The 24,647-nt window shown below is 57.2% G+C and carries 24 protein-coding genes and 2 tRNA genes; 15 read left to right on the top strand and 11 right to left on the bottom strand.

The annotated features are described in order from the left end of the window. The first annotated feature begins 22 nt into the window (after nucleotides 1–22). Nucleotides 23–2,068, top strand: coding sequence for an ASKHA domain-containing protein (locus tag AC2TEM_RS01500; RefSeq protein ID WP_170421740.1), 2,046 nt, complete (start codon nucleotides 23–25; stop codon nucleotides 2,066–2,068). A gap of 24 nt (nucleotides 2,069–2,092) precedes the next feature. Further along, entirely contained in the window at nucleotides 2,093–2,950 is an 858-nt protein-coding gene (locus AC2TEM_RS01495) for a class I SAM-dependent methyltransferase (protein ID WP_170421743.1), read from the top strand. 1 nt (nucleotide 2,951) lies between these two features. Here AC2TEM_RS01495 and AC2TEM_RS01490 read toward each other — a convergent pair. The 4 genes from AC2TEM_RS01490 to AC2TEM_RS01475 all read right to left on the bottom strand — a co-directional run bounded on the left by AC2TEM_RS01490 (nucleotide 2,952) and on the right by AC2TEM_RS01475 (nucleotide 5,459). Further along, nucleotides 2,952–3,025 (bottom strand) — tRNA-Gly (locus tag AC2TEM_RS01490). A 110-nt stretch (nucleotides 3,026–3,135) separates the two neighbouring features. Further along, entirely contained in the window at nucleotides 3,136–4,200 is a 1,065-nt protein-coding gene (locus tag AC2TEM_RS01485) for a methyltetrahydrofolate cobalamin methyltransferase (protein ID WP_170393018.1), read from the bottom strand. Nucleotides 4,201–4,209: 9 nt separating this feature from the next. After that, nucleotides 4,210–5,136, bottom strand: coding sequence for a methylenetetrahydrofolate reductase (locus tag AC2TEM_RS01480; RefSeq protein ID WP_170393017.1), 927 nt, complete (start codon nucleotides 5,134–5,136; stop codon nucleotides 4,210–4,212). Nucleotides 5,137–5,162: 26 nt separating this feature from the next. Next, on the bottom strand, nucleotides 5,163–5,459 hold the full coding sequence (locus tag AC2TEM_RS01475) for a virulence factor (protein ID WP_170393016.1): 297 nt from the start codon (nucleotides 5,457–5,459) through the stop codon (nucleotides 5,163–5,165). 241 nt (nucleotides 5,460–5,700) lie between these two features. Between AC2TEM_RS01475 and AC2TEM_RS01470 the strand changes: the two genes are divergently transcribed. Together AC2TEM_RS01470 and AC2TEM_RS01465 are read left to right on the top strand one after the other, a co-directional pair. Next, nucleotides 5,701–6,813, top strand: coding sequence for a Ppx/GppA phosphatase family protein (locus AC2TEM_RS01470; protein WP_170393015.1), 1,113 nt, complete (start codon nucleotides 5,701–5,703; stop codon nucleotides 6,811–6,813). Then, on the top strand, nucleotides 6,813–7,529 hold the full coding sequence (locus AC2TEM_RS01465) for an RlmE family RNA methyltransferase (protein ID WP_170393014.1): 717 nt from the start codon (nucleotides 6,813–6,815) through the stop codon (nucleotides 7,527–7,529). The genes AC2TEM_RS01470 and AC2TEM_RS01465 overlap by 1 nt, the downstream gene beginning before the upstream one ends. A gap of 6 nt (nucleotides 7,530–7,535) precedes the next feature. Here the strand turns inward: AC2TEM_RS01465 and AC2TEM_RS01460 are convergent, their stop codons facing one another. The 3 genes from AC2TEM_RS01460 to AC2TEM_RS01450 all read right to left on the bottom strand — a co-directional run bounded on the left by AC2TEM_RS01460 (nucleotide 7,536) and on the right by AC2TEM_RS01450 (nucleotide 10,583). Beyond that, nucleotides 7,536–7,730: a hypothetical protein gene (locus AC2TEM_RS01460; RefSeq protein WP_170421746.1), complete on the bottom strand. Its 195-nt coding sequence runs from the start codon at nucleotides 7,728–7,730 to the stop codon at nucleotides 7,536–7,538. A 91-nt stretch (nucleotides 7,731–7,821) separates the two neighbouring features. After that, entirely contained in the window at nucleotides 7,822–9,726 is a 1,905-nt protein-coding gene (locus AC2TEM_RS01455) for a cytochrome c3 family protein (RefSeq protein ID WP_170422442.1), read from the bottom strand. Then, nucleotides 9,726–10,583 (bottom strand): YihY/virulence factor BrkB family protein, encoded by an 858-nt coding sequence (locus AC2TEM_RS01450; RefSeq protein ID WP_170393012.1) that lies wholly within the window; start codon nucleotides 10,581–10,583, stop codon nucleotides 9,726–9,728. Before AC2TEM_RS01450 ends, AC2TEM_RS01455 begins: the two co-directional genes overlap by 1 nt. Before the next feature lie 158 nt (nucleotides 10,584–10,741). Here AC2TEM_RS01450 and AC2TEM_RS01445 point away from each other — a divergent pair, with 158 nt between their 5' ends. Further along, complete coding sequence (locus AC2TEM_RS01445) at nucleotides 10,742–11,833, top strand: AI-2E family transporter (protein ID WP_170421749.1); 1,092 nt, start codon at nucleotides 10,742–10,744, stop codon at nucleotides 11,831–11,833. Nucleotides 11,834–11,840: 7 nt separating this feature from the next. Here AC2TEM_RS01445 and AC2TEM_RS01440 read toward each other — a convergent pair whose 3' ends face one another. After that, nucleotides 11,841–12,521, bottom strand: a complete 681-nt coding sequence (locus tag AC2TEM_RS01440) for a Crp/Fnr family transcriptional regulator (protein ID WP_170421752.1) — start codon at nucleotides 12,519–12,521, stop codon at nucleotides 11,841–11,843. Between the two features lie 191 nt (nucleotides 12,522–12,712). Between AC2TEM_RS01440 and AC2TEM_RS01435 the strand changes: the two genes are divergently transcribed. Genes AC2TEM_RS01435 through cls form a run of 3 tightly spaced genes read left to right on the top strand, consistent with a single transcriptional unit; the run spans nucleotide 12,713 to nucleotide 16,794 of the window. Next, nucleotides 12,713–14,323, top strand: a complete 1,611-nt coding sequence (locus tag AC2TEM_RS01435) for an arylsulfatase (RefSeq protein WP_480453702.1) — start codon at nucleotides 12,713–12,715, stop codon at nucleotides 14,321–14,323. Nucleotides 14,324–14,383: 60 nt separating this feature from the next. Continuing rightward, complete coding sequence (locus AC2TEM_RS01430; RefSeq protein ID WP_170421755.1) at nucleotides 14,384–15,358, top strand: HAD family hydrolase; 975 nt, start codon at nucleotides 14,384–14,386, stop codon at nucleotides 15,356–15,358. Nucleotides 15,359–15,381: 23 nt separating this feature from the next. After that, nucleotides 15,382–16,794 (top strand): cardiolipin synthase, encoded by a 1,413-nt coding sequence (gene cls, locus AC2TEM_RS01425; protein WP_170421758.1) that lies wholly within the window; start codon nucleotides 15,382–15,384, stop codon nucleotides 16,792–16,794. On the opposite strand, the gene AC2TEM_RS01420 is transcribed toward cls, so the two are convergent. Next, nucleotides 16,791–17,225, bottom strand: coding sequence for an ion channel (locus AC2TEM_RS01420; protein ID WP_170393683.1), 435 nt, complete (start codon nucleotides 17,223–17,225; stop codon nucleotides 16,791–16,793). The two genes, cls and AC2TEM_RS01420, sit on opposite strands and share 4 nt — an antisense overlap. Before the next feature lie 166 nt (nucleotides 17,226–17,391). On the opposite strand from AC2TEM_RS01420, the gene AC2TEM_RS01415 reads away from it, so the two are divergent. The 3 genes from AC2TEM_RS01415 to AC2TEM_RS01405 are packed head-to-tail and all read left to right on the top strand — an operon-like array spanning nucleotide 17,392 to nucleotide 21,474. Next, complete coding sequence (locus tag AC2TEM_RS01415; protein ID WP_170421761.1) at nucleotides 17,392–18,039, top strand: ABC transporter ATP-binding protein; 648 nt, start codon at nucleotides 17,392–17,394, stop codon at nucleotides 18,037–18,039. Beyond that, nucleotides 18,036–20,450, top strand: coding sequence for an FtsX-like permease family protein (locus AC2TEM_RS01410; protein WP_170421764.1), 2,415 nt, complete (start codon nucleotides 18,036–18,038; stop codon nucleotides 20,448–20,450). The genes AC2TEM_RS01415 and AC2TEM_RS01410 overlap by 4 nt, the downstream gene beginning before the upstream one ends. After that, nucleotides 20,440–21,474, top strand: coding sequence for a lipocalin-like domain-containing protein (locus AC2TEM_RS01405; protein WP_170421766.1), 1,035 nt, complete (start codon nucleotides 20,440–20,442; stop codon nucleotides 21,472–21,474). Before AC2TEM_RS01410 ends, AC2TEM_RS01405 begins: the two co-directional genes overlap by 11 nt. Nucleotides 21,475–21,507: 33 nt before the next feature. Here AC2TEM_RS01405 and AC2TEM_RS01400 read toward each other — a convergent pair. Continuing rightward, nucleotides 21,508–21,593: transfer RNA gene (locus AC2TEM_RS01400), tRNA-Leu, on the bottom strand. A 145-nt stretch (nucleotides 21,594–21,738) separates the two neighbouring features. Here AC2TEM_RS01400 and AC2TEM_RS01395 point away from each other — a divergent pair. Both AC2TEM_RS01395 and AC2TEM_RS01390 read left to right on the top strand, forming a co-directional pair. Continuing rightward, nucleotides 21,739–22,317 (top strand): YqaA family protein, encoded by a 579-nt coding sequence (locus AC2TEM_RS01395; RefSeq protein ID WP_170421768.1) that lies wholly within the window; start codon nucleotides 21,739–21,741, stop codon nucleotides 22,315–22,317. Then, nucleotides 22,314–22,778, top strand: a complete 465-nt coding sequence (locus AC2TEM_RS01390; protein ID WP_170421771.1) for a disulfide bond formation protein B — start codon at nucleotides 22,314–22,316, stop codon at nucleotides 22,776–22,778. The genes AC2TEM_RS01395 and AC2TEM_RS01390 overlap by 4 nt, the downstream gene beginning before the upstream one ends. 3 nt (nucleotides 22,779–22,781) lie before the next feature. Here the strand turns inward: AC2TEM_RS01390 and AC2TEM_RS01385 are convergent, their stop codons facing one another. Then, nucleotides 22,782–23,369: an HNH endonuclease gene (locus AC2TEM_RS01385; protein WP_480855962.1), complete on the bottom strand. Its 588-nt coding sequence runs from the start codon at nucleotides 23,367–23,369 to the stop codon at nucleotides 22,782–22,784. Nucleotides 23,370–23,580: 211 nt separating this feature from the next. Between AC2TEM_RS01385 and AC2TEM_RS01380 the strand changes: the two genes are divergently transcribed. Together AC2TEM_RS01380 and AC2TEM_RS01375 are read left to right on the top strand one after the other, a co-directional pair. Beyond that, nucleotides 23,581–24,186 (top strand): rRNA large subunit pseudouridine synthase E, encoded by a 606-nt coding sequence (locus AC2TEM_RS01380; RefSeq protein WP_170421774.1) that lies wholly within the window; start codon nucleotides 23,581–23,583, stop codon nucleotides 24,184–24,186. Nucleotides 24,187–24,217: 31 nt separating this feature from the next. Further along, entirely contained in the window at nucleotides 24,218–24,643 is a 426-nt protein-coding gene (locus AC2TEM_RS01375) for a VOC family protein (RefSeq protein ID WP_170392999.1), read from the top strand. The last annotated feature ends 4 nt before the right edge of the window (nucleotides 24,644–24,647 follow it).

Here is a 24,647-nt window from a genome sequence, read left to right as displayed (position 1 = left end):
CGAATACAAAGGCAGGCCATTCATGACCACCGATCCTCTTGTCGTTTTTACCCCGTCCGGCAAACGCGGACACTTTCCCGTTGGCACGCCAATCCTGACGGCAGCGCGCCAGTTGGGTGTCGATCTTGATTCAGTCTGCGGTGGACGCGGTATTTGTTCGAAATGTCAGATCACCCCCAGCTATGGCGAGTTTCCCAAGCATGGCGTGACCGTCTCGGAGGACGCGCTGAGCGAATGGAACGCGGTTGAACAGCGTTATGACGACAAACGAGGCTTGAAACCCGGGCGCCGTTTGGGCTGTCAGGCCTCGGTTCAGGGTGACGTGGTGATCGACGTGCCTCCTGAAAGCCAGGTTCACCGTCAGGTGGTCCGCAAGGCCGCCGCCGCCCGCGCCATCACCATGGACCCTGCAACACGCCTGTATTTCGTGGTGGTGGAAGAACCCGACATGCACTCGCCCACAGGCGATCTGGAACGGTTAGAACGCGCCTTGCGCGAACAATGGAAGATCGATGCGATTACCGCCGATCTGTCGCTGATGTCCAAGCTGCAGCCAGTGCTTCGCAAAGGGAAATGGGAGGTCACGGTCGCCGTCCACAAAGGCCACAAGGACAACGTGGCCCTTATCGTCGAAATTTGGCCCGGCCTGCACGAACATGGGCTTTACGGTCTGGCTATCGACCTCGGCTCGACCACCATCGCTGCGCACCTGACCGATCTGGAAACAGGTGAAGTCAAGGCTTCTTCCGGCCTGATGAACCCGCAAATTCGTTTCGGCGAAGACCTGATGAGCCGCGTGTCTTACGCCATGATGAATCCCGGTGGCGACAAGGAAATGACCCGGGCCGTGCGCGAAGCGATCAACGATCTGACCACTTCAATCGCTGATGAGGCCGGGATCGATGCCGCTTTGATCGTCGAAACGGTGTTCGTCTGCAATCCGGTCATGCACCATCTTTTGCTGGGTCTGGACCCAGTCGAACTGGGTCAGGCGCCATTTGCGCTCGCGACGTCCGAAAGCATGTCCCTGCCTGCGCATGAGATGGACCTGACCACGATGAATCCACGCGCGCAGGTCTACATCCTGCCGTGTATTGCGGGCCATGTGGGTGCGGACTGCGCTGCCGTTGCCCTATCCGAGGAACCCGGCAAGTCCGACGATCTGGTACTGATCGTGGATGTGGGTACCAATGCGGAAATCTTGCTGGGCAACACCCACCGCGTTCTGGCCTGTTCGTCACCCACCGGCCCCGCATTTGAGGGTGCCCAGATTAGCTCGGGCCAGAGAGCCGCGCCCGGTGCGATTGAACGAATCGAAATCGATCCTGTCACCAAAGAACCGCGTTTCCGCGTGATCGGGTCCGAAAAATGGTCGAATGACGAAGGCTTTGATCAGGACATTGCCACCACGGGCATCACCGGTATCTGCGGCTCAGGCATTATCGAGGCCGTGGCCGAGATGCGCATTGCAGGTCTTCTGGACGAAAGCGGGCTGATCGGCTCGGCCGCGCAGACGGGCACACCGCGTTGCGTTCCCGAAGGCCGCACCAACTCCTATCTGATCCACGACGCCAGCGCCGAGGGCGGTCCGCGTATCACGGTAACTCAGGGTGATATCCGTGCCATCCAGTTGGCTAAATCCGCGCTCTACGCCGGAGCGCGTCTCCTAATGGATGAGATGGAGGTTGACCGTGTGGATCGCGTGGTACTTGCCGGTGCCTTCGGCGCGCATATTTCGACCAAACACGCGATGGTGCTGGGTATGATCCCTGATGCACCGCTCGAGAAGGTCTCCAGCGCGGGTAATGCCGCTGGAACCGGTGCCCGGATCGCGCTGTGTAACATCGGATCGCGGGCCGAGATCGAACGCGTGGTGCGCGAGATCACCAAGGTCGAAACGGCAATCGAACCCAAGTTTCAAGACCATTTCGTCGCCGCCAATGCGATCCCGCACAAAACCGATCCGTTCCCTGAATTGGCGCAGGTCGTCACCCTGCCCGCTCCGTCCTTCAATACCGGCGGCGGGGATGATGAAAAATCTGGCCGTCGACGCCGCCGGAGGTCATAGTCGCCCCATCCACAGGAGGCGAACATGACATCAGTGAACGAGGAACAGGCGGAATTCTGGGGAAACTCGGAACAAGGCACCAAATGGCTGACCTATGAAGATCAGCTTGACCACGCCTTTGCGCCTGTTCTTGATCTCGTTCTGAACCGGGCCGCCTTGTCGGCAGGCATGAAGGTGCTGGATATCGGATGTGGCACGGGCGTCAGTGCAATCGCTGCCGCCCGCGCGGTAGGGCCGAACGGGCACGTTCTGGCCGCTGACATTTCACAGCCCTTTCTGGACCGCGCAGCCAAACGTGCTGGAAGCGACGGGATACAGACTATCACTTTTCAGCACGCGGATGCGCAAACCTACGCGTTTGAACCCGGACAAATGGAGGCCGCAATCTCCCGGTTTGGTGTCATGTTCTTTAGCGACTCGATCGCAGCATTCCGAAACATCGCCTCGGCACTGAAACCCGGTGGGCAAATGACGTTCGCTTCCTGGGGGCCATTGGACGTCAACCCGTGGTTCAAGATACCCCATGTCGCCGCCGTTCGGCGAATGGGTCAACCGCCCCGCGTAGACCGCTATGCGCCCGGGCCGCTGGCGTTCCACGACATCGACCATGTCAAAGGTCTGATGACCCAAGCGGGGCTGTCTGAAATAACCGGCGACGCGATCACAGTGAACCTGACGGGTTTTGGCGGCGTTGAAGGCACGGCGAGGCTGGTGACACGTGTTGGTCCTGCGGGCCGTGTTGTTGCTCATTTCGAAGGGAGTGAGGCTGATACTGACGCTATTCAACAAGCGGTCGCAGAAGAGTTCCGACAGTATCAGTCTGGTTCGGAGATCCTCATCCCGGCGATGATCAACCTCTATCAGGCCCGACGCGCAGAATGATTGGAGCGGGTAGCGGGAATCGAACCCGCGCGTTCAGCTTGGGAAGCTGACAGGCTACCATTACATCATACCCGCCGCTGGGCATTGATTAGCACTGCTCTTTACCGGGGTTCAAGGGTCAACAAACCCTGACGAATCGAATAGGCCGGATCAAAGATCCGGCCCAATCGATTGTTTTATATACCTTAAGCGCGGCGACGGCGACCGCCGCCACGACGTCCGCGTGCACCCTCGCCTTCGGCTCCGGCCTCAGCGGGTGGTTTGTTGAACCTGATCCACTCACCGCCATGTGCGTCGTTGTTGGTCAGCAGGTTGGCGGCGCGGATGGCCTCCATCTCTTTGCCCGCACGCGGAAGGGTCGAACCCAGACCGAACATCTGTACAAAGGTTTCGTCGTCCATATCCTCGGGCAGAATGATACCGGCGGCAGCAACGGCCTCTTTCTTTTCAGCAATCTTCTTCTGAGTCACCGGCAGAGCCACCGGGTTCATGATCGCTGAAGTCATTCCCGCACCCATTGCCATCGGCAGGAAGGCGTTGTTGATACCGTGACGGTTCGGCAGGCCGAACGAGATGTTGGACGCACCGCATGTGGTGTTCACGCCCAGCTCCTCCCGCAGACGACGGACCAGAGCAAACACCTGCTGGCCAGCAGTTGCCATCGCACCAATCGGCATGACCAGCGGATCGACCACGATGTCATGAGCCGGGATGCCGTGATCGGCTGCACGCTCAACGATGGTTTTGGCGACGGCAAAACGCACATCGGGGTCTTCCGAGATTCCGGTGTCATCGTTCGAGATCGCCACAACGGGTACGTTGTATTTCTTGACCAGTGGCAGAACCAGTTCCAGACGCTCTTCTTCACCGGTGACCGAGTTCAACAGCGGACGACCTTCCGCCGCCTCAAGACCGGCTTCCAAAGCGCCCGGAACCGAAGAATCGATGCAAAGCGGTACATCAACAAGCCCCTGCACCAGCTCGACGATCTTGGTCATCAGCGGCGGCTCGGTCTCGTTCGGGTTGGGGTTCGAGTTGTAGACGACACCTGCGTTGATATCCAGAACGGTCGCACCTGCAGCGACCTGCGCCAGAGCATCCTTTTCGACTGTCGAGAAATCGCCTGCTTCCAATTCGGCAGCCAGTTTCTTACGGCCCGTCGGGTTGATCCGCTCACCGATAACGCAGAACGGTTCGTCAAAGCCCAGAACGGCAGTTTTTGTTTTTGATTCTACGACTGTACGGGTCATGTCCGTTCCTTAGGAGTTAACCGGCTTTGCCGAAGCGCCGCCGTTGTTGATCGCCCAGTTGGCGTTGGTCTTGATCCCGCCCAGCGGGAAGAAGTGTACCTTGGTGATATTGAAATCCGGGTTGGCTGCCTTGTGATTGGCCAGTTCGGTGACCACATCGGTTGGCTCGTAAGGCAACAGCAGCTTGGACACGTCCATGGCGCGCTTCTGCAGGACTTTCAGCGATGGACCAACGCCGCAGGCGATCGCGAATTTGATCAGCGTCTGCAGCTTCGCCGGGCCCGCGATACCGATATGGATCGGCAGATCAATACCCGCTTCTTTCAGGCTATCTGCCCAAGCGATGATCGGCTTGGCGTCGAACGCAAACTGAGTGGCCAGCGCCATTTCGGCGTCGGTGGTTTCCGAAAACTTCTGCTTCCAGCGCAGCGCGTCATCGACATTCTTGGTCGAGCCGTCGGGATCGATATCCTTGTTGCCTTCGGGGTGACCGGCTACGTGCAGTCGCTTGAACCCCGCCTTGTCGAACAGTCCGGTTTCCAGCAGCTGCATCGAGCTGTCGAAATCACCATGCGGTTTGGCGACCCCACCGGCCAGCAGAAGCGCCTGCTCGACACCCGCTTCACCCTGATACATGGAAATCCAGTTTTCCAGCGTCGCGGCATCCTTGATGATCCGTGCCGGGAAATGCGGCATGACAGGGTAACCTTCGGCCGCGATGCGCTTGGCGGTTTTGACCATGTCTTCGATTGGCGTGCCCTCGATATGGGCGATGTAGACACGGGTGCCTTCTGGCAGCAGCGCGCGGAAATCTTCGACCTTTTCCGCAGTGCGCGGCATCACCTCGATCGAGTAGCCCTGCAAAAAGGCTTCGACGGTCGGGTTCACAGGGCCGTTTTCGACCGCATCACGTTTCTTGAAGTTCAGCAAAGCCATAGCGGCCTCCCATAAAGATCTGGGGCTCATGCCCAACCGTCATTGGCGATCAGGGTCTTGATACGGTCCTGATCGTACTCTGTTTCCAAACGCGCGGCCTCGGCTTCGGCAATTTCGGACGGGTCGCCCTCAACTGCGAAAGGCTCGGCTTTGCGCCACTCGGCCAGATAGGCATCACTATCCTTGGCGTTCACCTTCATTGCGGCCCGGTCGATGGCTTGTTCAAACCGCTCTTCCAACTGCCGCTTAGCGCCACGACGGCCCTTGCCGACGATGACTTGGGCGGGAATATCGCGCCAATATACGATGGTGACGTCAGGCATTACCGTGATTCCTCCTAACCAGATGGACCGGTTCTAAACTTCAATGTGGGTCCAAGTCGGTCGATTTTCGACATACGGCGTATTTGCAGCGACCTTTTTGCCCACGGCTGCATACCGCAGCTTTTAATGCCTTGGTGGCCAAAACCGAACATCAAAATCCTAATGACTTTAATGAGCGTCTTGCGTGATCCAATTGCGCGACCTATGGTCGGGGTAACTCGAAAATCGGAGGGCGTTTAAGATGGCGCCCAAGCGTCCCAGAGGTGCGGGCGCGTTCCCGAAAGCGGTCGAAAGCCCCGCGCCGGCAAGACCCGATCCAGATGCGTTATATGCGGCACTGGATTTGGGGACAAATAGCTGCCGCATGTTGATCGCCCAGCCCAAGGGCAGTGGATTTCATGTGGTGGACAGCTTCTCCAAATCGGTGCAGTTGGGTGCCGGTCTGGAACGCACCGGGCGATTGTCGCGGGCGTCCATGGCACGTACCGTACAGGCGCTGCGGATTTGTCAGCAAAAACTCAAGCGTAACAAGGTCAAGCGCATGCGCTTGATCGCAACCGAGGCTTGCCGTCGCGCCAAGAATTCACGCGATTTCATTCGGCAAGTTAAACGCGAAACCGGCCTGACGCTCGACATCATCCAGCCCGAGGAAGAAGCACGTCTGGCTGTGATTTCCTGTGCACCGCTAGTGTCGACCAAGACCGAGCAATTGTTGGTCGTCGATATCGGCGGCGGCTCAACCGAATTGGTCTGGATCGACATCTCCTCTGTTCCTCGTCGGGATCGGCCTGCCGCGATTATGAGATTGCATAACGGGTTCCACACGCCTGAAAGCCCTTTCCCTGCGGCCAAAGTGGTCGATTGGATCAGCGTCCCGCTGGGCGTGGCAACATTGCGTGATCAGTTCAACGACGTCGAAGACGATGCCGCGCGTTTTGCGCTAATGAGCTGGTTTTTCGAAGAAAATCTGGCCGATTTCGCACCTTACAAGGATGAACAGGCCCGCGAAGGGTTTCAGATTGTGGGCACCAGCGGAACGGTGACCACTGTCGCCGCCTCACACCTTGGCCTCAAGCGCTATGACCGGACGAAGGTGGACGGATTGCGGATGACCAGCGATCAGATTGACAAGGTGATACGAGGCTATCTAGAACTCGGCCCTCGTGGGCGCCGCCGTGATCCCCGGATCGGTGAAGATCGGCAGGCCCTGATCATGTCCGGCTCGGCCATCTTGCAGGCGCTGTTGCGCTGCTGGCCCACCGATCGCCTTTCTGTGGCGGACCGTGGGCTGCGCGAGGGTTTGCTTTATGCGCAAATGAGTGCGGACGGTGTATTGGAAGACGGACCGTTCTGATGGCGAAGACACCAACTGGCAAAAGCAACTCGGGTCGCGGGCAACGCGACCTGAAGGTGAAGGTCAAGACCGCGCGCGGGCGCAAGCTCAGCTCGACCCGCTGGCTGGAACGGCAGTTGAACGACCCCTATGTCAAACGCGCGCAGGTCGAAGGCTATCGCGGACGCGCGGCATTCAAGATACTTGAGTTGGACGACAAGTTCCGGTTTCTCGTACCCGGCGCGCGCGTGGTCGATCTGGGTTGTGCGCCCGGTGGCTGGCTGCAAGTCGCTGTGAAACGCGTCAATGCACTCGGCGAGAAAAGCGGCAAGCGCATCGGCACCGTCCTGGGGGTTGACCTTCAAGAGGTTGAGCCCGTCGCCGGTGCCACCGCGCATGTCCTTGATTTCATGGAAGATGACGCCGATCAGAAGGTCAAGGACTGGCTGGGTGGCAAAGCGGACGTGGTCATGTCTGATATGGCGGCTGCGTCTTCGGGCCACAAACAGACTGACCACCTGCGGATCATGGCCCTGTGCGAAACGGCGGCTTATTTCGCGTTCGACGTGCTGGAAGAGGGCGGCACCTTCGTTGCCAAGGTGCTTGCTGGCGGGGCTGAGGGGGACCTTCAGAAACTGCTCAAGCAGAAATTCAACAAGGTTGCCAACGTGAAGCCTCCGGCCTCACGTTCTGATAGTTCCGAGAAGTTTGTTGTCGCCACCGGCTTCCGGGGTTAAGCGGCGTTAATCCAAATCGATCTTTCCCGGCGCTATGCTCTGTTTCCGCAGAGACGCTGCAGCTATGCCTTGCAGCAATAGTGCTTCGCCATGATTGATATCGACAGGCTTGCGCGTGCGCAGCTCTTCAATACGCTGGTCAAGCGTTGTTTTACAGGCCGCCGTCAGCGGCTTTTCGAGGGTAGCGGTGCGATCCGGCATACATCACCTGTAGCAATCCGAGTGCTTATACCGGTTGGCTAACCGCAGAATGCGCCGTGAAGATGGCGCAATTCTGCCAGTTCCATGCCAGTTATCTCCCGAGTTCCTGCGCAAGTTGCATTAAGTTCGGATCATCGGGAAGCACTAACAAGGCCTCGTCCAATGTCGCCAGCGCAGCCTGTACACCACGATTGATGTGGGCAAGTTGAACCAGCATCGGCCAAGCCTCAACGCGCTGCGGGTCGAGCGTTACAACCTCGCGGAATGCACGTTCTGCAGCCGGCGCGTTTCTGAGCGCAAGCGCCCAACCACCCAACACCAAATGGGTCTCAGGAAAGTCCAAACGATTGGAAATGCTACGTTGCCAATCCGCCATGCCCTGCTGCGCGCTTGCGCGTTGGTCTTGCGTCATGGCCTGCGCTGGGATCGATAAGAACTCTTTCGCAGCCGAGATGCGTACATTGCGCATGGGGTCGGATAACAACGGCTCTAACCGCGAAGCGCGCAACTGGGCAGGAACCTGACGCTGCAGTACCGGCCCATTGGCCCGTATCAGTGGGTCCGGATCGGCCAGCAACGGTGCCAGACGCTCGGCAAGATCAGGCGTTGCAAAAGGTTGCAACAAATACAGAGCGGTTGCGCGAACGATACCTGCCTGCCCTTCATCCAGAGCGATCGCGACCAGCGTTTCGGGGTCGTCCAATTGACCACTGCCTGCTGCTGCAAATGTCGTGCCATAATGCGCCACTCTATAGGATGATTCCGGGAACCAGAGTTCAATCTGCTGCGCCGCCCAAGACTGATCTTCATCCGCATGGCAATCGGTGCAGGCATCAGTTCCGAGCCCAAGATCAGGGCGGGGAATGCGGAAGCTGTGATCGCGCCTGCCATCTACCCCCATATAGACACGCTCGATCATGTGGCAGTTCTTGCATTGTGCACCCGCAGAATTTTCAGCATGTTGGTGATGCGCGGGCGTGTCATATTCGGCGAGCCGAAGGGTCGGGAAATCCGGGTTGCCAGCGGGGGAGTGGCATTGGGTACACAACCCATTACCCTCGGCTTTTACCTCAGCCCGGTGCGGATCATGGCAATTCATACAACCCACCCCTTCTGCATACATGCGCGACTGCAGGAATGAGCCATAAACATAGACCTCGTCCAAAATCTGGCCATCTGGGTGATACAAACCCGGTCGCAGCAACGCCAGGTTATAGGCGTCGTGATACGGCTTGCCGGGAAGCGGATTACCATCTTCCAACGCCTCGCGCCGGGAATGACAGCCGGCGCATTGCTGAATTTCCGCTTCTGTCTGCCCCCTGCCCCATGTCGTAGGGAATCCAAACTCGCTCAAACCGTCTTGCAACACTTTTCCGGTCGTCCACTCCAAATGCGCAGAACCCGGCCCGTGGCAAGCCTCGCACCCGACACCAATTTCGACCTGTGTCGAGGCATAGCGCCTTTCCTCAGAGTCGTAGTTCTTCACATAACCGGTCGCATGACACTCGGCACAGCGGGCGTTCCAATTTTTGTACGGACCGGTCCAGTGCAGCCCATCATTCGGAGGCAGATCCTGATCCGGGTAAAGGTGGAACCAACGGCCCTTTTCGACGTCCCAAACCACATCAAAACTCTGCAATCGGCCGGGTTCGGTTTCGAAAAGATATTGCTGTAGCGGCGCGATACCAACCACTGAATGGACCGGATAGGTCGTTGTAACGCCGTCTTTTTCGGTGACTTGCGCCGTAAGAGCTCCATCTTGATCCGCAAAGGCCACGCTCATTCCATCATGCGAGAATCGTGTTCCATCGAAATCAGCCTGAACATGGCCGTCCTCCACCTCGGTCCAGGCAAGCGCATGGTATGAGCTTTCCCAGGCTTCGGTTTCTTCCTTATGACAATCCGAGCACGCGTCTGATCCAACATAGTCCTGCGCCTGCGACTGCTGCGCGGTCGCCCAAAGGATCGCGGTCATCACGATAGCGCGGAGATACATCATTGCCCCTCTTCGTTTTGCAAATCGATCAGCGCACCGTTGTATTCGGCCCCGAGGATCAGCATGGCCGAGCATAAGTACAGGAAAATCAGCGCTGCCATTGCCCCTGCAAGCCCGGCATACGTCGCGCTATAGGTCGCAAACTTGGCGATGTAGATTGAAAAGCCCCATCCACCTGCAGCCCACAAAGCCAATGTCAGGATTACGCCCGGCAAGATCTGTAGTAGGCTGTGCCGTCGGGTGGGCAAGATCAGATGGGCCAAAAGAACAGTGCCAGCGGGGACAGCCACGGTAAAGGTCCATCGCAGACGATCCACCGACAGCCAGTTGTCCACATCCACTGCCGTCTTTTCCGAAACCAAACGGGTATAGACCGGCAGAACGACTTCGACCGCCGCGATGGCCAGAATGGCAGCACCGCCGATTATGACCAGCACAAAGCACAGCAGTCGGGTCTTCCAGAACGGCCAATTGTCCGTGTCGTGATAGGCCTGCGCCATCGCCTTTCGCACAGCGGCGACTCCGTTTGAGGCAAAGTAGATCGCCAACAAGCCACCCAAAGTGATCACGCCCGAGCCCGCACCGGCCAGAACAGCACGCAGTTCTGAAACGATGGGATCGGCCACATCTTTGGGCCAGGCGCCAAATATCAGTTCGATCAGTTCATCGGTCACATAGCCCTGTGACAAGGCCCCTGCCAACGCGACCGTGAATAGAACGAATGGAAACAGGGCCATCATCAACGACATGGCGACGTGGCTGCTCATGACGAAGCCGTTTTTGTCATTAAATCGGCGCACAGCAAGCCAGAGCGCACGCAGGAATTGGCCGAACGAGGGAATCAAAACAGTTGGCATTGCGCTAGCCTAGCCTGCCTTTTCCTTTGGCAGAACCGTCAATCGGATCAGGCCACCGATTTCATGCGTATAACCTTCTGTATGGATTGCATAAACCCGCCAGCCTGTGCAGGATCAATCAAAACACATCCAGGCAGCACTCAGACCAAGGCCATCTTATGACCTCTGACCCAGAAAACAGCCCTTCCCGTGCGCGTCCGCAACTGAGCGTATTGCGGGATGTTGCGATCGTGGCCACGCTAATGGTGCTTGGCCTCTATGCAGGGGCAAACTTTCTGGTGCCGTTGACCATGGCGTTACTGGTCAACGTGCTGATCCTGGCCCTTAGCGACCGGGTCATTGCAGTGACGCGGGTGCCAATCTGGTTGGCGAATGTCGCGGGAGTAACAGTTGTATTGGCCGGTTTGTTCATGATCATGTACATTCTGGGCAGTCAGGCCACGCAGTTTGCACGCTCGATCAACACCTACGAAAGCCAGTTTGACGGGGCTGTTCATAGAATTACCGGGTTGGTCGGCAACGATGTCACAAGTTTTATCCGAGACAATCTGGTCAGCATCGATATGTCCTATGTCGCTCGGATATTGCTGGGCAGCGCCACATCACTACTTAACCAGTTCTTCCTTATCAGCCTTTATGTCGCCTTTCTGATGGCCGAGCGGTTGGCCTTTCGCAAGAAAATCCAGCTTGCCGCCGGCAACCCACGGCTGGGGGCTGACCTGGCCTTGGTTCTGGATGCGATTTCGTACAGCCTGCAGCGATACGTCGGCGTGAAAACATTTATCAGTCTGATCACCGCCACCATCAGCTACGCCGTATTCAAAGCGCTGGGTCTGGAATATGCTGAAACCTGGGCCGTGCTGACTTTCGCCCTGAATTTCATCCCGTCAATCGGTTCGATCATCGCCGTCATCTTTCCCGCAATGATCGCTCTGGTTCAGTTTGAGACGATCGGGCCATTTCTCGTGATCGTTCTGGGGTGCGGCACACTACAGTTTCTAATCGGCAACTTTCTAGATCCGGCCATGCTAGGCCGATCGCTGAACATGTCGACGTTCCTAGTGATTTTGGCGTTGACCTTCTGGACCACGGTCTGGGGTCTGATCGGAGCGTTCCTGAGTGTGCCTTTGACCGTCTGCATCCTGATCATCTTCAGCCACATCCCCGCGCTGCGCCCGGTCGCGATCTTGATGTCTTTGGATGGAAGGCTCGGTGAGGATGATCACTCGTCAACAGAACATTCGGCTTGAAAGTCCGTCAACTTTGACAGCTAGCGACGAGGGCGCGTCGATCTTTCAACCTCAGCCGACCATACCCGCCTTCGATCAAGTCTAATTCGATAAGCCTGTGTAATGCTCGGTGAAGCGTTGGCGCAGAGACTGCAATCATAGCCGCCAGCTCTTCCTGCGAAACCGGTATCCAACCCTCTGCATCGGATGTCACCTCATCCAGATGCAGCAACCTCAGAACCAGCCGTTTCTCGGTGCCGGTCACCGCAAGATTGGCAACGATACGCAGGGCTTTTTGCATGTTTTCATGACTTAAGGCGTAGAAATCCCGAACAAAGTCAGGAGAATCCTGCACCAAGCGTTCTAACCGCGGGGCCGGAAAGAAAAGCGTCTCGGTTGGCCGAGTCGCCACCACGCTGATCAGCCGATGCGCAGTCGCAAACAACGCGAGATCGCCGATCCAAAAGCCACGTCCTTCTTGGTGTATGACAAATTCCTGACCGTCATCTGCGGGGACGGTGATCTTAACACTACCATCCAATACAGCGTGGATCCCGTTGGCGGGATCACCCTGGACAAACAAAGCTTCGTCAGCACCGTAAGTTCGGCGCACGGCACTGCGTAACAGAGCATCCTGAAAGGCGGGAGATCTGGTTTTGAACCAGGAACTTTCCTGCAGCGCGTCTAGATCAGTTTCAATTAATGCCATCTATATATTTAAACTTCATCATATGATAAATTTCAATCAGGCTCACTGGCCTACATTACTTACACACGAATCCCGCAATCTGGCTATTTTCGCGGGATATCCAATGCTTAACGACTGCAACTAATCCTATTCTGGACACAAGTCTCAGATAGTTCACAGGGACAAATTGTCCACAAGTTCAGGAGTAAAACATGTTAACTACAACCCGGTTCTTGGAAAACTGGCGTATCGGACTGCGCCGTACCGCAGCAGCGTCGATTGCCGTTCTGGTCGCACTGCCCGCATGGGCGCAGGATCAAAAACCTAACATTCTGGTCATTTGGGGCGATGACATCGGCCAATCCAACATTTCGGCCTACACAATGGGCCTTATGGGATACCAGACCCCCAATATCGACAGGGTCGCCGATGAAGGCATGATCTTCACCGATTATTATGGCGAGCAATCCTGCACAGCTGGCCGCTCATCTTACATCATGGGCCAATCGGTGTTCCGGACTGGACTGTCCAAGGTTGGCTTGCCTGGCGCTAAAGAAGGGATGCAGATCGAAGACCCCACGATTGCAGGGTTGCTTAAGGATCATGGGTACGTGACCGGCCAGTTTGGCAAGAACCACCTGGGCGACCGGGATGAGCATCTGCCGACAAATCACGGATTTGATGAGTTTTTTGGGAATCTCTATCACCTCAATGCCGAAGAAGAACCCGAGCATGAAGATTATCCCGGGGACGCGGTTCTGCCCGACGGGCGCACGTTCCGCGAGGCCTATGGTCCGCGCGGTGTGATCAAGTCCAGCGCAGGCGGCCCCATCGAAGACACCGGTCCACTGACACGCAAACGCATGGAAACGGTGGATCAGGAAACCCTGGAAGCTGCCGTTGAGTTCATTCGTGAGGCCAACCAGAACGGCACACCATTCTATGTCTGGTGGAATGGCACACGCATGCATTTCCGCACCCATGTCGGGGAAGAAATGCGCGAAACAGCCAACGAAATCCTAGGTAGTCCGGCCGATGAATACACGGCGGGCATGATCGAACATGACATTCAGGTCGGCCAGCTGCTTGATCTGCTGGACGAACTCGGCATCGCCGACAACACTATCGTTCATTATTCCACCGATAACGGCCCGCATTACAACACTTGGCCGGATGCCGCTTCGACACCGTTCTGGGGCGAAAAGAATACCAACTGGGAAGGCGGCTGGCGCGTACCATCCATGGTGCGTTGGCCCGGTAAGATCGAAGCGGGTTCGATCTCGAACGAAATCGTGCATCACATGGATTGGCTGCCCACCTATCTGGCGGTCGCTGGCGACCCCGAAATCAAGGAAAAGCTGAAAGCCGGCTATTCCTCACCTGCCATGGGTCGCGACTACAAAGTGCATCTGGATGGCTACAACATCTTGCCACTGCTGACCGGTGAGACCACTGAAAGCCCCCGCCGAGAAATCTTTTATTTCACGGATGACGGCGACCTGTCCGCTTTGCGTTTTGACGACTGGAAGCTGATCTTTTTGGAGCAAAAAGCATGGGCCACCCTGCGCGCATGGATGGAACCATTCACGGAACTGCGCGTGCCGATCATCGTGAATTTGCGCCGCGACCCTTATGAGCGTGGATACCGTACATCCAACACATACTACGACTGGATGATCGACCGGGTGTATTTCCTAGTACCGGCGCAGCAATATGTGGCGAGTTTCCTGAGTACTTTCCAAGAATTCCCACCACGTCAGAAGGCGGCCAGCTTCAGCCTTGATCAGGTGATGCAAAAATTGGCCACACCAACTTCGAACTAGAAAACAAGACAGGGGCCGCCGTAAAGCGCGGCCCCTTTTTCCAGTATCAGAGGCTATTACATGAGATTTCTCAAACTCACGGCGTTTATAGCCACCGTCCCCCTTGTGGCGTTCGCAGACCCCCTGCCCAGCTGGACCGACTCGGCATCAAAACAGCAGATCATCGACTTTGTTGACGCGGTCAGCGACCCGGCGAATGAACTCTATGTCACTCCCGCCGATCGGATTGCGGTGTTTGACAATGACGGCACGCTCTGGGCTGAACAACCGGTCTATTTTCAGTTCATATTTGCCATGTACCAACTGGCAGAGCTTGCTAAACAAGACCCATCGATCTTATCGACCCCAGCGTTGAAAGCGGCTGCTGAAGGTGATCTGAAAACCATTCTGGAAGGCGGGCACGACGCTCTGATCGAAGTGGTCAACGCATCGCATTCCGGCAGCAGCGTTGAAGTATTTCAGGCGTCGGTGGCCGATTGGCTTAGTACTGCACGACATCCCGAGACCGATCTGCCCTACGACCAGATGACCTATCAGCCGATGGTCGAGCTGTTGCGCTATCTGCGGGATGAGGATTTCAAAACTTATATCGTTTCAGGCGGAGGCCTGCATTTCATGCGTGTCTTCGCCGAACAGGCATATGGCATCCCGCCCGAACAGATTCTGGGCACCTATGGTGAGACCACGTATGACAATGTGGACGGCACGCCTGTAATCAACAAGGCCCCCGGCATCGCCTTCATCGATGATAAAGAAGGCAAACCTATCAATATCGAGCGCACCATTGGCAAGCGCCCCATATTTGCCGGGGGAAACTCGGACGGGGATTTTGCCATGCTAGAATGGACCACCGCAGGCGACGGGCCACGGCTGGGCGTTTTGATCCATCACACTGATTCGGATCGCGAATGGGCCTACGACCGCGAAAGCCCGATTGGACGGCTAGTCGATGGGTTGGACAAAGGCCCGGATATGGGATGGGTCATTGTTGATATGGCCAACGACTGGTCCCGCATCTACACTGGGGCAAACTAAGCAACCCGGATCGCTGCGCCCCGATGTGGACATTACTCGTCTCGTTTTTTCTGTTTTCACTCTATTGCGTAGCGGTCGTCTTTGCAGTTCGCGCTGCGCAGACTGCACGCACACCTCAAGGCGCGGTAGGCTGGGTTGTGTTCCTACTGTCGGCCCCGATGTTTGGCGTGCCGCTGTATCTATTCCTCGGTCACCATCGGTTCAGAGGATACCGGATCGCTCGGCAAGAAAGTGAGCGCGTCGTCGAAGGGATCAAGACCTTTGCCGATTTCTCGAAACCCGACCCTCAGACGATGCGAGTCAATCCTCGCGCGTTTGAAGCGTTGGCCCATTTGCCCGTCTCACGTGGTAATGGAGCCGAGCTGCTGATCGACGGCAAAGCTACGTTTGATGCCATTCTCGACGCCATAGATAAGGCCGAGAATTACGTTCTGATCCAGTTCTACATCGTCCGGGATGATGATCTTGGGCGAAGGGTGCGGGACCGGCTAATCGCCGCGGTCAAGCGTGGCGTACATGTTCGGTTCATGACCGACGCGGTGGGTAGCTATGGCCTGCCGTCCAGCTATTTTGAGACGCTGCGCCAGGCCGGTGTGGATGTTGCAGATCCCCGCGAACAACGCGGGCCCAATTTCCGGTTTCAACTGAACTATCGCAACCACCGAAAAACTGTGATCGTGGATGGCGATGTCGGCTTTATCGGTGGTCACAACATCGGCGTTGAATACTTGGGGCAAAGCCCTCGGTTCGGTCGCTGGCGGGACACGCATATCAAGATGACCGGCCACGTAGTACGGCAACTGCAATTGATTTTTACCGAGGATTGGCACTGGGCGCGCAACGAAGATCTGATCGACCAACTCGATTGGGCTGGAAATGAATCCGATCAGGACATGAATGCGCTGCTGGTGGCAACGGGCCCGGGCGACGAAACAGAAACCGGCGCAATGATGTTCTTTGCGGCCATCACTGAGGCGAAAGAACGGCTTTGGATCGCCTCGCCCTATTTTGTGCCCGACATCGACATCATGACCGCGCTACAGCACGCGGCGTTGCGTGGTGTGGATGTACGAATACTCGTGCCGGATGTCATCGACCATCGTCTGCCCTGGCTGGCCGCTTTTGCCTATTTCGACGAAATCCGAGACTGTGGCGCCCGGGTGTTTCGCTATACCGACGGCTTCATGCATCAAAAAGCGTTTGTTGTAGACGATACCTTGGCCGCCGTTGGCACCACCAATCTGGACAACCGATCTTTCCGTCTGAACTTTGAGGCGATGGCCCTGTTCTTTGATCGTCGCGCAGCAAACGCAGTGGCTGCGATGCTGGAAACTGATTTTGAAGCAAGTTACGAACTGACCCGCGATTTGCCCCAGCAACCGTTCCACATCCGTTTTGGTGCGCCGCTTGCTCGGTTGTTTGCACCGATCCTCTAGTTCAGGAACCGTTCTTCAAAGACCCGCGTCATGAGGGCCACCAGGAACGCGGTCGACAGCCCAAAGGCCAGTAGGCCCGTGACCGATGCAAACGCTCCGAAGATGCGCAGCCCTTCGCCCAAGACGATGTCGCCGTAACCCAGCGTTGTGAACGTCACCAATGAGAAATAGAGGGCCGAATTCCAATCCGGCAGCACATCACCCCACACCCAGACAATCGCCCAGATCCAGACCTGAACCGTATGGGTCAGCACGATAAACACCAGCGCCACGCTGATCGGGCCTGCGGTTGCAAGGATAGTGCTGCGCGTCTCCCATTTCGCAACCAGTTTTCGGATGACCAGAACGCACCATGTCAGCAGCATGATTTCGATCAGAAAACAAATACCCAGATAGAAGCTGCCCCAAATGATTTGTTGCGACAATGTCATGTAAACGGCCTTTGTTCTGATCGCTGAAAACTGTGCAAGCATGGGGGTTTCGCGCGTTGCCGACAACCCCATGCGATGCGTAAGGCTGCGGCGAATAGAACCGATCTCGGCTCTGGACACTGGCGCGCCGCGTTGCACATTGTGACGGGACCAGATGAGAGTTTGTATGTTGCTATCAATTGATCACGTTCGAAAATCCTATCCCGGTGGGCGACCTGTCCTGACTGATGTTTCATTGACGCTGGAACAGGGACAGACCTTGGCGCTGACCGGAGAAAGTGGCAGTGGCAAAAGCACATTATTGCATCTGGTGGCGGCGCTGGATGGGTTTGATGGCGGAGAGATTACTCTGGACGGGCGCGCCATGTCGGCCCTGAATGATGCGGAACGCGCCGAATTGCGTCGCGGCACCCTGTCTCTGGTCTTTCAGCAGTTCAACCTGATCCCGTCGCTGTCCGTTGTCCAGAACCTCTCGATCCATGCGCGACTTGCGGGTCGGGACGACCCGGATTGGGTTGTCCACCTGACCGAGCGCCTTGGCCTGAGCGAATTGCAAGACCGCTACCCCGAGAACCTTTCGGGCGGACAGCAGCAGCGGGTTGCCATCGGACGCGCCATGGCGATCCGACCACGATTGCTGCTAGCGGATGAGCCGACGGGCAATCTGGACGAAACAGCAAGTGCGGTGGTGCTGGACCTGATGCTTTCATTGGTTGCCGATACCGGCGCTGCGCTCCTGCTGGTCACTCACTCGAATGACATCGCCAGCCGTCTCGACCGACGTGCCCACCTGACGGGCGGGCATATCGCATGACACGCGCTGCGGTCCTGGCGCTGGTGTCCCATTGGCGGATGCACCCATTGCAATTGATGACGCTTCTGACGGGTATCGCGCTGGCAACTTGTCTGTGGTCGGCCGTGCAAGCCATCAATGCCGAAGCGCGCGCGAGCTATGAACGCGCCAGCACCCAGCTTGCCATCGGACAATTCGACGAATTGCGCGCCTCCGGTTCCACGATCCCTCTTTCCCGCTACGCCGAGCTCAGGCGCGCAGGTTGGCAAGTGGCGGCCGTCTTAGAAGGCACGCTGCGCATCAAGGGCCGTTCCGTACGTCTGATGGGGGTGGATTTGGTGGCCTACCCTGTCCTGCCCGCGATCACCCAGATCGAGCAAGGCGCGGATGCCCCCGACCCAGCTGATATGCTGACAGCTCCGGGGCGGCTGCTGATGTCACCCGCCCTGGCCCCGCTGTTTCAATCTAGTGACGACTTCCCACCGGTACTTTTCAGCACCGCGCTGCCAGCTGATCTGGTGCTCACCGATATTGGAGTGGCCGAGCGTCTTCTGAACCGTCCCGGTCAGATTTCCCGTCTGGTGATCTTGCCCAATCAGCCCCGTGGGGTCCCATCTCTGTCAGAACTTGCGCCTGAACTTCAACGCATTAGCCCCTCGGCCCAGTTGGATACCGCGCAGCTTACCGACAGCTTTCACCTGAACCTCTCAGCCTTCGGCTTGCTGTCTTTCGCCGTCGGCCTGTTCATCGTTCACGGAACGGTCGGCCTCGCCTTCGCGCAGAGGCGTGGCACTATCCGTACATTAAGGGCGTTGGGCCTTCCCATGCGGGACCTGATCTGGATCGTTCTGGGTGAATTGCTTCTCTTGGCCCTGATCGGTGGCCTGTTCGGGTTAATCCTGGGGTATTTTCTGGCTGGAGCCTTGTTGCCTGATGTCGCCGCCACGTTGCGCGGCCTCTACGGGGCAACAATCGACGGGCAGATGTCATTACGCCCCCAATGGGTCGCCGCAGGTCTTGCGATGGCAATAGGCGGCACGTTGGCGGCCAGTGGCCACGCTCTTTGGCGACTTTCGCGCATGCCCATCCTCGCAGGGCCGGGCTTACAAGCTTGGCGTGGCAGTAAAGCCTCGGCCCAGATTACAGGCGCATGTGGCCTAGCCCTGCTAGCAGTGGGCTTTATCGCATATTTCACAATCGGCGGACTTATCGCAGGATTTGCCTTGCTTGCCGGGATGCTGACCGGAGCGGCCTTGTTGCTGCCGCTCGCACTGTCAGGGATATTGACCTTGTGCCTGCGCCGGGCCCGCACGCCTGTTGGTCAATGGGTGCTCGCGGACATGCGGGCGCAATTGCCCGGTCTGTCACTTGCGCTGATGGCCTTGCTGCTAGCGCTCGCCGCGAATATCGGCGTGGGCACAATGGTTTCAAGCTTCCGCCTCACCTTTACTGGCTGGCTCGATCAACGGTTGACCTCCGAACTCTACGTGACCGCAGCCGACAATGCACAAGGCGCAGCCCTTATCGATTGGCTCGCCCCAAGGGCGTCAGCTGTCCTACCCATTCGCAGCACCGAATTGCCGCACGAGACCGGGCCGTTGTTTCTGTACGGGATTGTTGATCACGATAGCTATCGCAACAACTGGCCACTGATCGCCAAGGATCCCGACGTCTGGGACAACGTCCTGTATCGCGGCGCCGTACTCATCAACGAGCAACTCGCACGACGCGCGGATCTATGGCCTGGAGATACCATCTCGATCACACCCGAGCACAGCTTGCCGATTGCAGGTGTCTATTCCGATTACGGGAACCCGACAGGTCAGGCCATAGTCGCTACGCCGATGCTAGATCAGATTGCCCCGGATACGGATACACGCCGCTTCGGCATTCGCATCGCACCGGATCAAGCCTCGGAGCTGGCACAGGCGTTGCGTGACCAATTTGACCTACCCCCATCGGCAGTTGTGCAGCAGGCCGCTATGAAAGCGCAATCGATGGCTGTTTTTGAGAAAACTTTCGTCGTCACCTCAGCGCTGAATGTGCTGACACTGGGCGTTGCGGGGTTCGCGATCCTCACCAGCTTGCTGACATTGTGGACCCAGCGCCTGCCTCAGGTCGCACCGGTCTGGGCGCTGGGCCTTACGCGCGCGCAACTGGCCAAGCTAGAGCTTCTGCGCAGTGTCCTGCTTGCGGTGATGACCGCTTGTCTTGCCCTTCCATTGGGCCTTGTATTGGCATGGGTGCTGCTGGCCGTGATCAACGTGCAGGCCTTCGGATGGCGCTTGCCCATGTATTTGTTCCCAACTGATTGGCTGAGCTTATTCCTGCTGACTCTGGTTGCCGCCGTGCTCGCAGCGGCCCTACCCGCATTACGATTGCTCCGCCTACCACCTGCTGCGCTGTTGAGGGTTTTTGCCAATGAACGTTAAAGCCTTCATTCTGTTCATCCTCCTTCCAATTCCCGGTTGGGCGCAGGGTTATGCCGGGTTGGGCGGCAATGCGGATGGCTTTACGCGTCCTGAACCGGGCTACAGCTTTCAGTTTCCGCAAGATCACGGCGCCCATCCGGATTATCGGATTGAATGGTGGTATCTGACGGCAAACCTCAAAGACGCAGAGGGTCGCGACTATGGCATACAATGGACCCTGTTCCGATCGGCCCTGAAACCGTCCGAGGCTGACGGCTGGCAAAGCCCGCAGATCTGGATGGGCCATGCCGCGCTCACAACGCCAGAAACACACTATTTCGCCGAACGACTCTCTCGCGGCGGTGTCGGACAGGCTGGCGTAACGGCCCATCCGTTTGAGGCATGGATCGATGAATGGCACATGCGCGGCGATGATTTGGAAACCCTCAGCCTGACAGCAAACGGATCAGACTTTGGGTATGATCTGACTCTGAAGGCCCAAGGCCCATTGGTGTTTCACGGGGCCGAGGGGTATTCGGTGAAATCCGCCGATGGTCAGGCAAGCTACTACTATTCACAACCCTTCTTCTCGGTCGAGGGCACGCTCCACCTGCCCAACGAAGATGTCGAAGTCGCCGGCCAGGGTTGGCTGGATCGCGAATGGTCTTCGCAACCCTTGGCCGAAGATCAAAGCGGCTGGGACTGGTTCTCGCTCAGCTTTGACGACGGTGACAAGCTGATGGCCTTCCGCCTGCGCGGGGATCGAGGGGATTTCACGGCCGCTACGTGGATTGAGGCCGATGGGCAAACGACCCCCCTACCTGACGGCTCAGTCCTGCTAGAACCCCTTGAAACCGCCCGCGTGGCACAACGTGACGTTCCGATCAAATGGCAGGTGTCGTTGCCGGATCGCGGGATCGATGTTGAAGTCGATGCCATAAGCCCGAAAGCCTGGATGGGAACCCGGTTCGAATACTGGGAAGGCCCAATCACCATCACAGGCAGCCACACAGGGCGCGGATATCTTGAGATGACGGGGTATTGAAGCCGAACTTCAGCAATATATTCAGAGTCGCTGTGGTGCCCAAGGAGAGACTCGAACTCTCACGCCCGTGAAGGCGGGGGATTTTGAATCCCCTGCGTCTACCATTCCGCCACTTGGGCCACGAACACTGGATTAGCGCCCTACCGAGAGAAGGTCCAGAGGCAAAAAACAACCACTGCCCTGAATGTTTCATCGAAGGAGGTTGACGGTCAGTCGGGTGCATGGTTTGGCTTGCCGCAGCGGTTACCAGGATACTTATTCTTCATGTTGCGATCCCTTTATGACTGGACCATTCGTCTGGCCGAACATCCTCATGCGCTCTGGGCGCTGGCTGTTGTGGCTTTTGTTGAAAGTTCGTTTTTTCCGATCCCACCCGATGTTTTGATGATTCCCATGATCCTTGCACGTCCGTCGAGGGCCTGGCTGATCGCGACAGTCGCCTTGGTTGCCTCGGTGCTGGGTGGGATATTGGGTTATGCAATTGGGGCATTCTTTTACGAAAGCCTTGGGCAGCCTGTTCTGGAAGCCATGGGCAAAGCCCACGCAATGGAAGAATTCAATACCCGCTTCAATGATTTCGGCTTCTGGGCCGTGCTGGCGGCTGGCGTGACGCCTTTCCCATATAAGGTCATTACCATCATGTCGGGCTGGACCGGGATGCCGATTGGGACGTTCATAGCCACCTCGATCCTGGCACGCGCCTTGCGCTTCTTTCTTGTGGCCGGGCTGCTGTGGAAATTTGGGGAACCCATCCGTGACTTCATCGAAAAACGGTTGGGTTTGATGTTTACCCTATTCATAATCATGCTGTTTGGCGGCTTTCTTGTGGTGAAATACTTATGACGCGCAAAAGACTTCTGGTTCTGGTTGCCGCATCCGGCTCGGCCGCGTTGCTACTTGGGGCTTGGGGCTTTCAGTACATCGGTGGGCTCGCGCCGTGCAAAATGTGCATCTGGCAGCGGTATCCTCATGGTGTCGCAGTGATTCTTGGTGCTCTAGCCTTTGCCTTCCCGGGCGTCCGCCCCCTGCCCCTACTAGGCGCTCTGGCAGCGGCCACAACGGCGGGAATAGGGTTTTACCATGCTGGGGTCGAGCAAGGCTGGTGGGAGGGCCCATCGACCTGCACATCTGGTGATATCGGTGGTCTGAGTGCCGAAGAGTTAATGGATCAGATCATGTCCGCCCCGCTCGTGCGTTGCGATGACATCCCGTGGGAGATGTTCGGGATTTCCATGGCGGGCTGGAATGGATTGATTTCGACGGGTCTGGTCCTGATCTGGATCGCAGCCTGGCGCGCGCGCTAGGGTTCATAGCTGATCCAGTTCGGCATCCCAGTAGAGGAAGTCGATCCAGCTTTCGTGCAGATGGTTCGGGGGGAACTTCCGACCGATATTGCGCAAAGCCTCAGCATCCGGCTGACGCGGCGGTTTATTCAGAGACATTCTGGCTTGTCGCAGGGATTTTGAGCCCTTGCACAGATTGCACGGGCTGCACGCTGCAACGACATTCTGCCAACTTGTGACCCCGCCCGCAGCACGCGGTACAACATGATCAAAGGTCAGGTTTTCACGGCTGCCGCAGTACTGGCATTTGAATTCATCCCGCAAGAATAAATTAAAGCGCGTGAAGGCCACGCGCTTTCTGGGTTTTACATAGTCTTTCAGGACAACGACCGAGGGTATTCGGATCTCGGTACTGGGACTGCGGACAACCTCGTCATATTCCGCAACAATATCCACCCTGTCCAGCCAGGCGGCTTTGATCGCCTCCTGCCACGGCCATAAAGACAACGGGTAGTAGGAAAGAGGTCTGTAATCGGCGTTCAAAACCAATGCCGGATGATGCTTGAGCGCACCGGTTTCCCTGACAAATTCGGTCCTGAAGTCTCCGTCCATAACAGAATCGCTCCTCGCTCTGTACTGCCCGTTTGTGACATCAGAGCGGGGAACACCCGCCCCGGCCTTAAGTTAACTATATATCGTGTTAAATCTCTGACAAGTGCCGAGTTCACACAACATCTCGGGTATTGGTTAGGCCGCCTACGTAACAGATAAGTGACACTTATCCACAGGTTGCGCAGATGTGGTCTGCAAGCTATGGCGGGGCATGTCCTGGTTCATCCGTTTCAACAAACCTTACGATGTATTGCCGCAGTTCACCGACCGCGCCAATTCTGACTCGCCCCGCAGCACGCTGTCGGAATTCATCGACCTGCCCGGTGTCTATCCTGCGGGACGCTTGGACCGGGATAGCGAGGGTTTGATGCTGCTGACTGATAATGGGCGATTGCAGGCGCAGATATCAGACCCCAAGCACAAGATGCCTAAGACATACTGGGTTCAGGTCGAAGGCATTCCCGATACAGCGGTACTAAAGGCGTTGCGGGAAGGTGTTGAACTTAAGGATGGTTTGACGCGCCTCGCCAAGGTGCGGCTGATTGACGAACCCGAATGGCTATGGCCACGCACCCCGCCGATCCGGGTTCGCCAAACGGTGCCCGACAGTTGGGTTGAACTGACGATAAAAGAGGGCCGCAACCGTCAGGTTCGCCGGATGACAGCCGCAGTCGGGCACCCAACTCTGCGCCTGATCCGAGCCCGTGTTGGAGATTGGACTTTGGACGGCCTTGACCCCGGTCAGTGGGAAAGCCTGCCGATGCCAGCTGTTGACGCAGCACCGTCGCGCAAGCGGGACCGCCGCCCGCGCCGGTGACAAAAACTGCGTGATGTGATAGGCTTAGGGCATGAAGGTAACACCGGATATCCCTGCCCCGTCTGCCATCCTGGAAGCCGCGCTGTATGTCGACGATCTAGATGCGGCCGAGGATTTCTATGGTCAGATATTGGGGCTAGAGAAAATCCAGCGCGTCACCGATCGCCATGTGTTCTATCGGATCGGCGGGTCCGTCCTGTTGCTGTTCAATGCCAGCGAAACCGAGAAACCGCCAGGAAACCCCGATCTGCCAGTCCCACCGCATGGGGCGCGCGGTCCCAGCCATGTTTGCCTTGTCCTGAGCCGCGATGAAATCACCGTGATGCGCAAGCATCTGTTGGACTGGAACATCCCTGTCGATGCCGAGTTCGACTGGCCCAACGGAGCCCGGTCGCTCTATGTACGAGACCCTGCAGGCAACTCGGTCGAATTCTCGGAAGGAAGGCTTTGGGAGTGATCGA

It is taken from the genome of Ruegeria sp. HKCCD3925, from assembly GCF_057221175.1.
This window is presented reverse-complemented; position numbering and strand designations above follow the sequence as displayed.

Excerpts from the sequence above, each read along its gene's own strand:
- AC2TEM_RS01470 (WP_170393015.1), top strand. The coding sequence starts at position 5,701 with ATGGCGCCCAAGCGTCCCAGAGGTGCGGGCGCGTTCCCGAAAGCGGTC.
- AC2TEM_RS01440 (WP_170421752.1), bottom strand. The coding sequence starts at position 12,521 with ATGGCATTAATTGAAACTGATCTAGACGCGCTGCAGGAAAGTTCCTGG.
- AC2TEM_RS01375 (WP_170392999.1), top strand. The coding sequence starts at position 24,218 with ATGAAGGTAACACCGGATATCCCTGCCCCGTCTGCCATCCTGGAAGCC.
- AC2TEM_RS01395 (WP_170421768.1), top strand. The coding sequence starts at position 21,739 with ATGTTGCGATCCCTTTATGACTGGACCATTCGTCTGGCCGAACATCCT.
- AC2TEM_RS01405 (WP_170421766.1), top strand. The coding sequence starts at position 20,440 with ATGAACGTTAAAGCCTTCATTCTGTTCATCCTCCTTCCAATTCCCGGT.
- AC2TEM_RS01475 (WP_170393016.1), bottom strand. The coding sequence starts at position 5,459 with ATGCCTGACGTCACCATCGTATATTGGCGCGATATTCCCGCCCAAGTC.
- AC2TEM_RS01500 (WP_170421740.1), top strand. The coding sequence starts at position 23 with ATGACCACCGATCCTCTTGTCGTTTTTACCCCGTCCGGCAAACGCGGA.
- AC2TEM_RS01415 (WP_170421761.1), top strand. The coding sequence starts at position 17,392 with ATGTTGCTATCAATTGATCACGTTCGAAAATCCTATCCCGGTGGGCGA.
- AC2TEM_RS01385 (WP_480855962.1), bottom strand. The coding sequence starts at position 23,369 with ATGGACGGAGACTTCAGGACCGAATTTGTCAGGGAAACCGGTGCGCTC.
- AC2TEM_RS01460 (WP_170421746.1), bottom strand. The coding sequence starts at position 7,730 with ATGCCGGATCGCACCGCTACCCTCGAAAAGCCGCTGACGGCGGCCTGT.
- cls (WP_170421758.1), top strand. The coding sequence starts at position 15,382 with ATGTGGACATTACTCGTCTCGTTTTTTCTGTTTTCACTCTATTGCGTA.
- AC2TEM_RS01485 (WP_170393018.1), bottom strand. The coding sequence starts at position 4,200 with ATGACCCGTACAGTCGTAGAATCAAAAACAAAAACTGCCGTTCTGGGC.
- AC2TEM_RS01380 (WP_170421774.1), top strand. The coding sequence starts at position 23,581 with ATGTCCTGGTTCATCCGTTTCAACAAACCTTACGATGTATTGCCGCAG.
- AC2TEM_RS01480 (WP_170393017.1), bottom strand. The coding sequence starts at position 5,136 with ATGGCTTTGCTGAACTTCAAGAAACGTGATGCGGTCGAAAACGGCCCT.
- AC2TEM_RS01445 (WP_170421749.1), top strand. The coding sequence starts at position 10,742 with ATGACCTCTGACCCAGAAAACAGCCCTTCCCGTGCGCGTCCGCAACTG.
- AC2TEM_RS01420 (WP_170393683.1), bottom strand. The coding sequence starts at position 17,225 with ATGACATTGTCGCAACAAATCATTTGGGGCAGCTTCTATCTGGGTATT.
- AC2TEM_RS01455 (WP_170422442.1), bottom strand. The coding sequence starts at position 9,726 with ATGTATCTCCGCGCTATCGTGATGACCGCGATCCTTTGGGCGACCGCG.
- AC2TEM_RS01430 (WP_170421755.1), top strand. The coding sequence starts at position 14,384 with ATGAGATTTCTCAAACTCACGGCGTTTATAGCCACCGTCCCCCTTGTG.
- AC2TEM_RS01495 (WP_170421743.1), top strand. The coding sequence starts at position 2,093 with ATGACATCAGTGAACGAGGAACAGGCGGAATTCTGGGGAAACTCGGAA.
- AC2TEM_RS01410 (WP_170421764.1), top strand. The coding sequence starts at position 18,036 with ATGACACGCGCTGCGGTCCTGGCGCTGGTGTCCCATTGGCGGATGCAC.
- AC2TEM_RS01465 (WP_170393014.1), top strand. The coding sequence starts at position 6,813 with ATGGCGAAGACACCAACTGGCAAAAGCAACTCGGGTCGCGGGCAACGC.
- AC2TEM_RS01450 (WP_170393012.1), bottom strand. The coding sequence starts at position 10,583 with ATGCCAACTGTTTTGATTCCCTCGTTCGGCCAATTCCTGCGTGCGCTC.
- AC2TEM_RS01390 (WP_170421771.1), top strand. The coding sequence starts at position 22,314 with ATGACGCGCAAAAGACTTCTGGTTCTGGTTGCCGCATCCGGCTCGGCC.
- AC2TEM_RS01435 (WP_480453702.1), top strand. The coding sequence starts at position 12,713 with ATGTTAACTACAACCCGGTTCTTGGAAAACTGGCGTATCGGACTGCGC.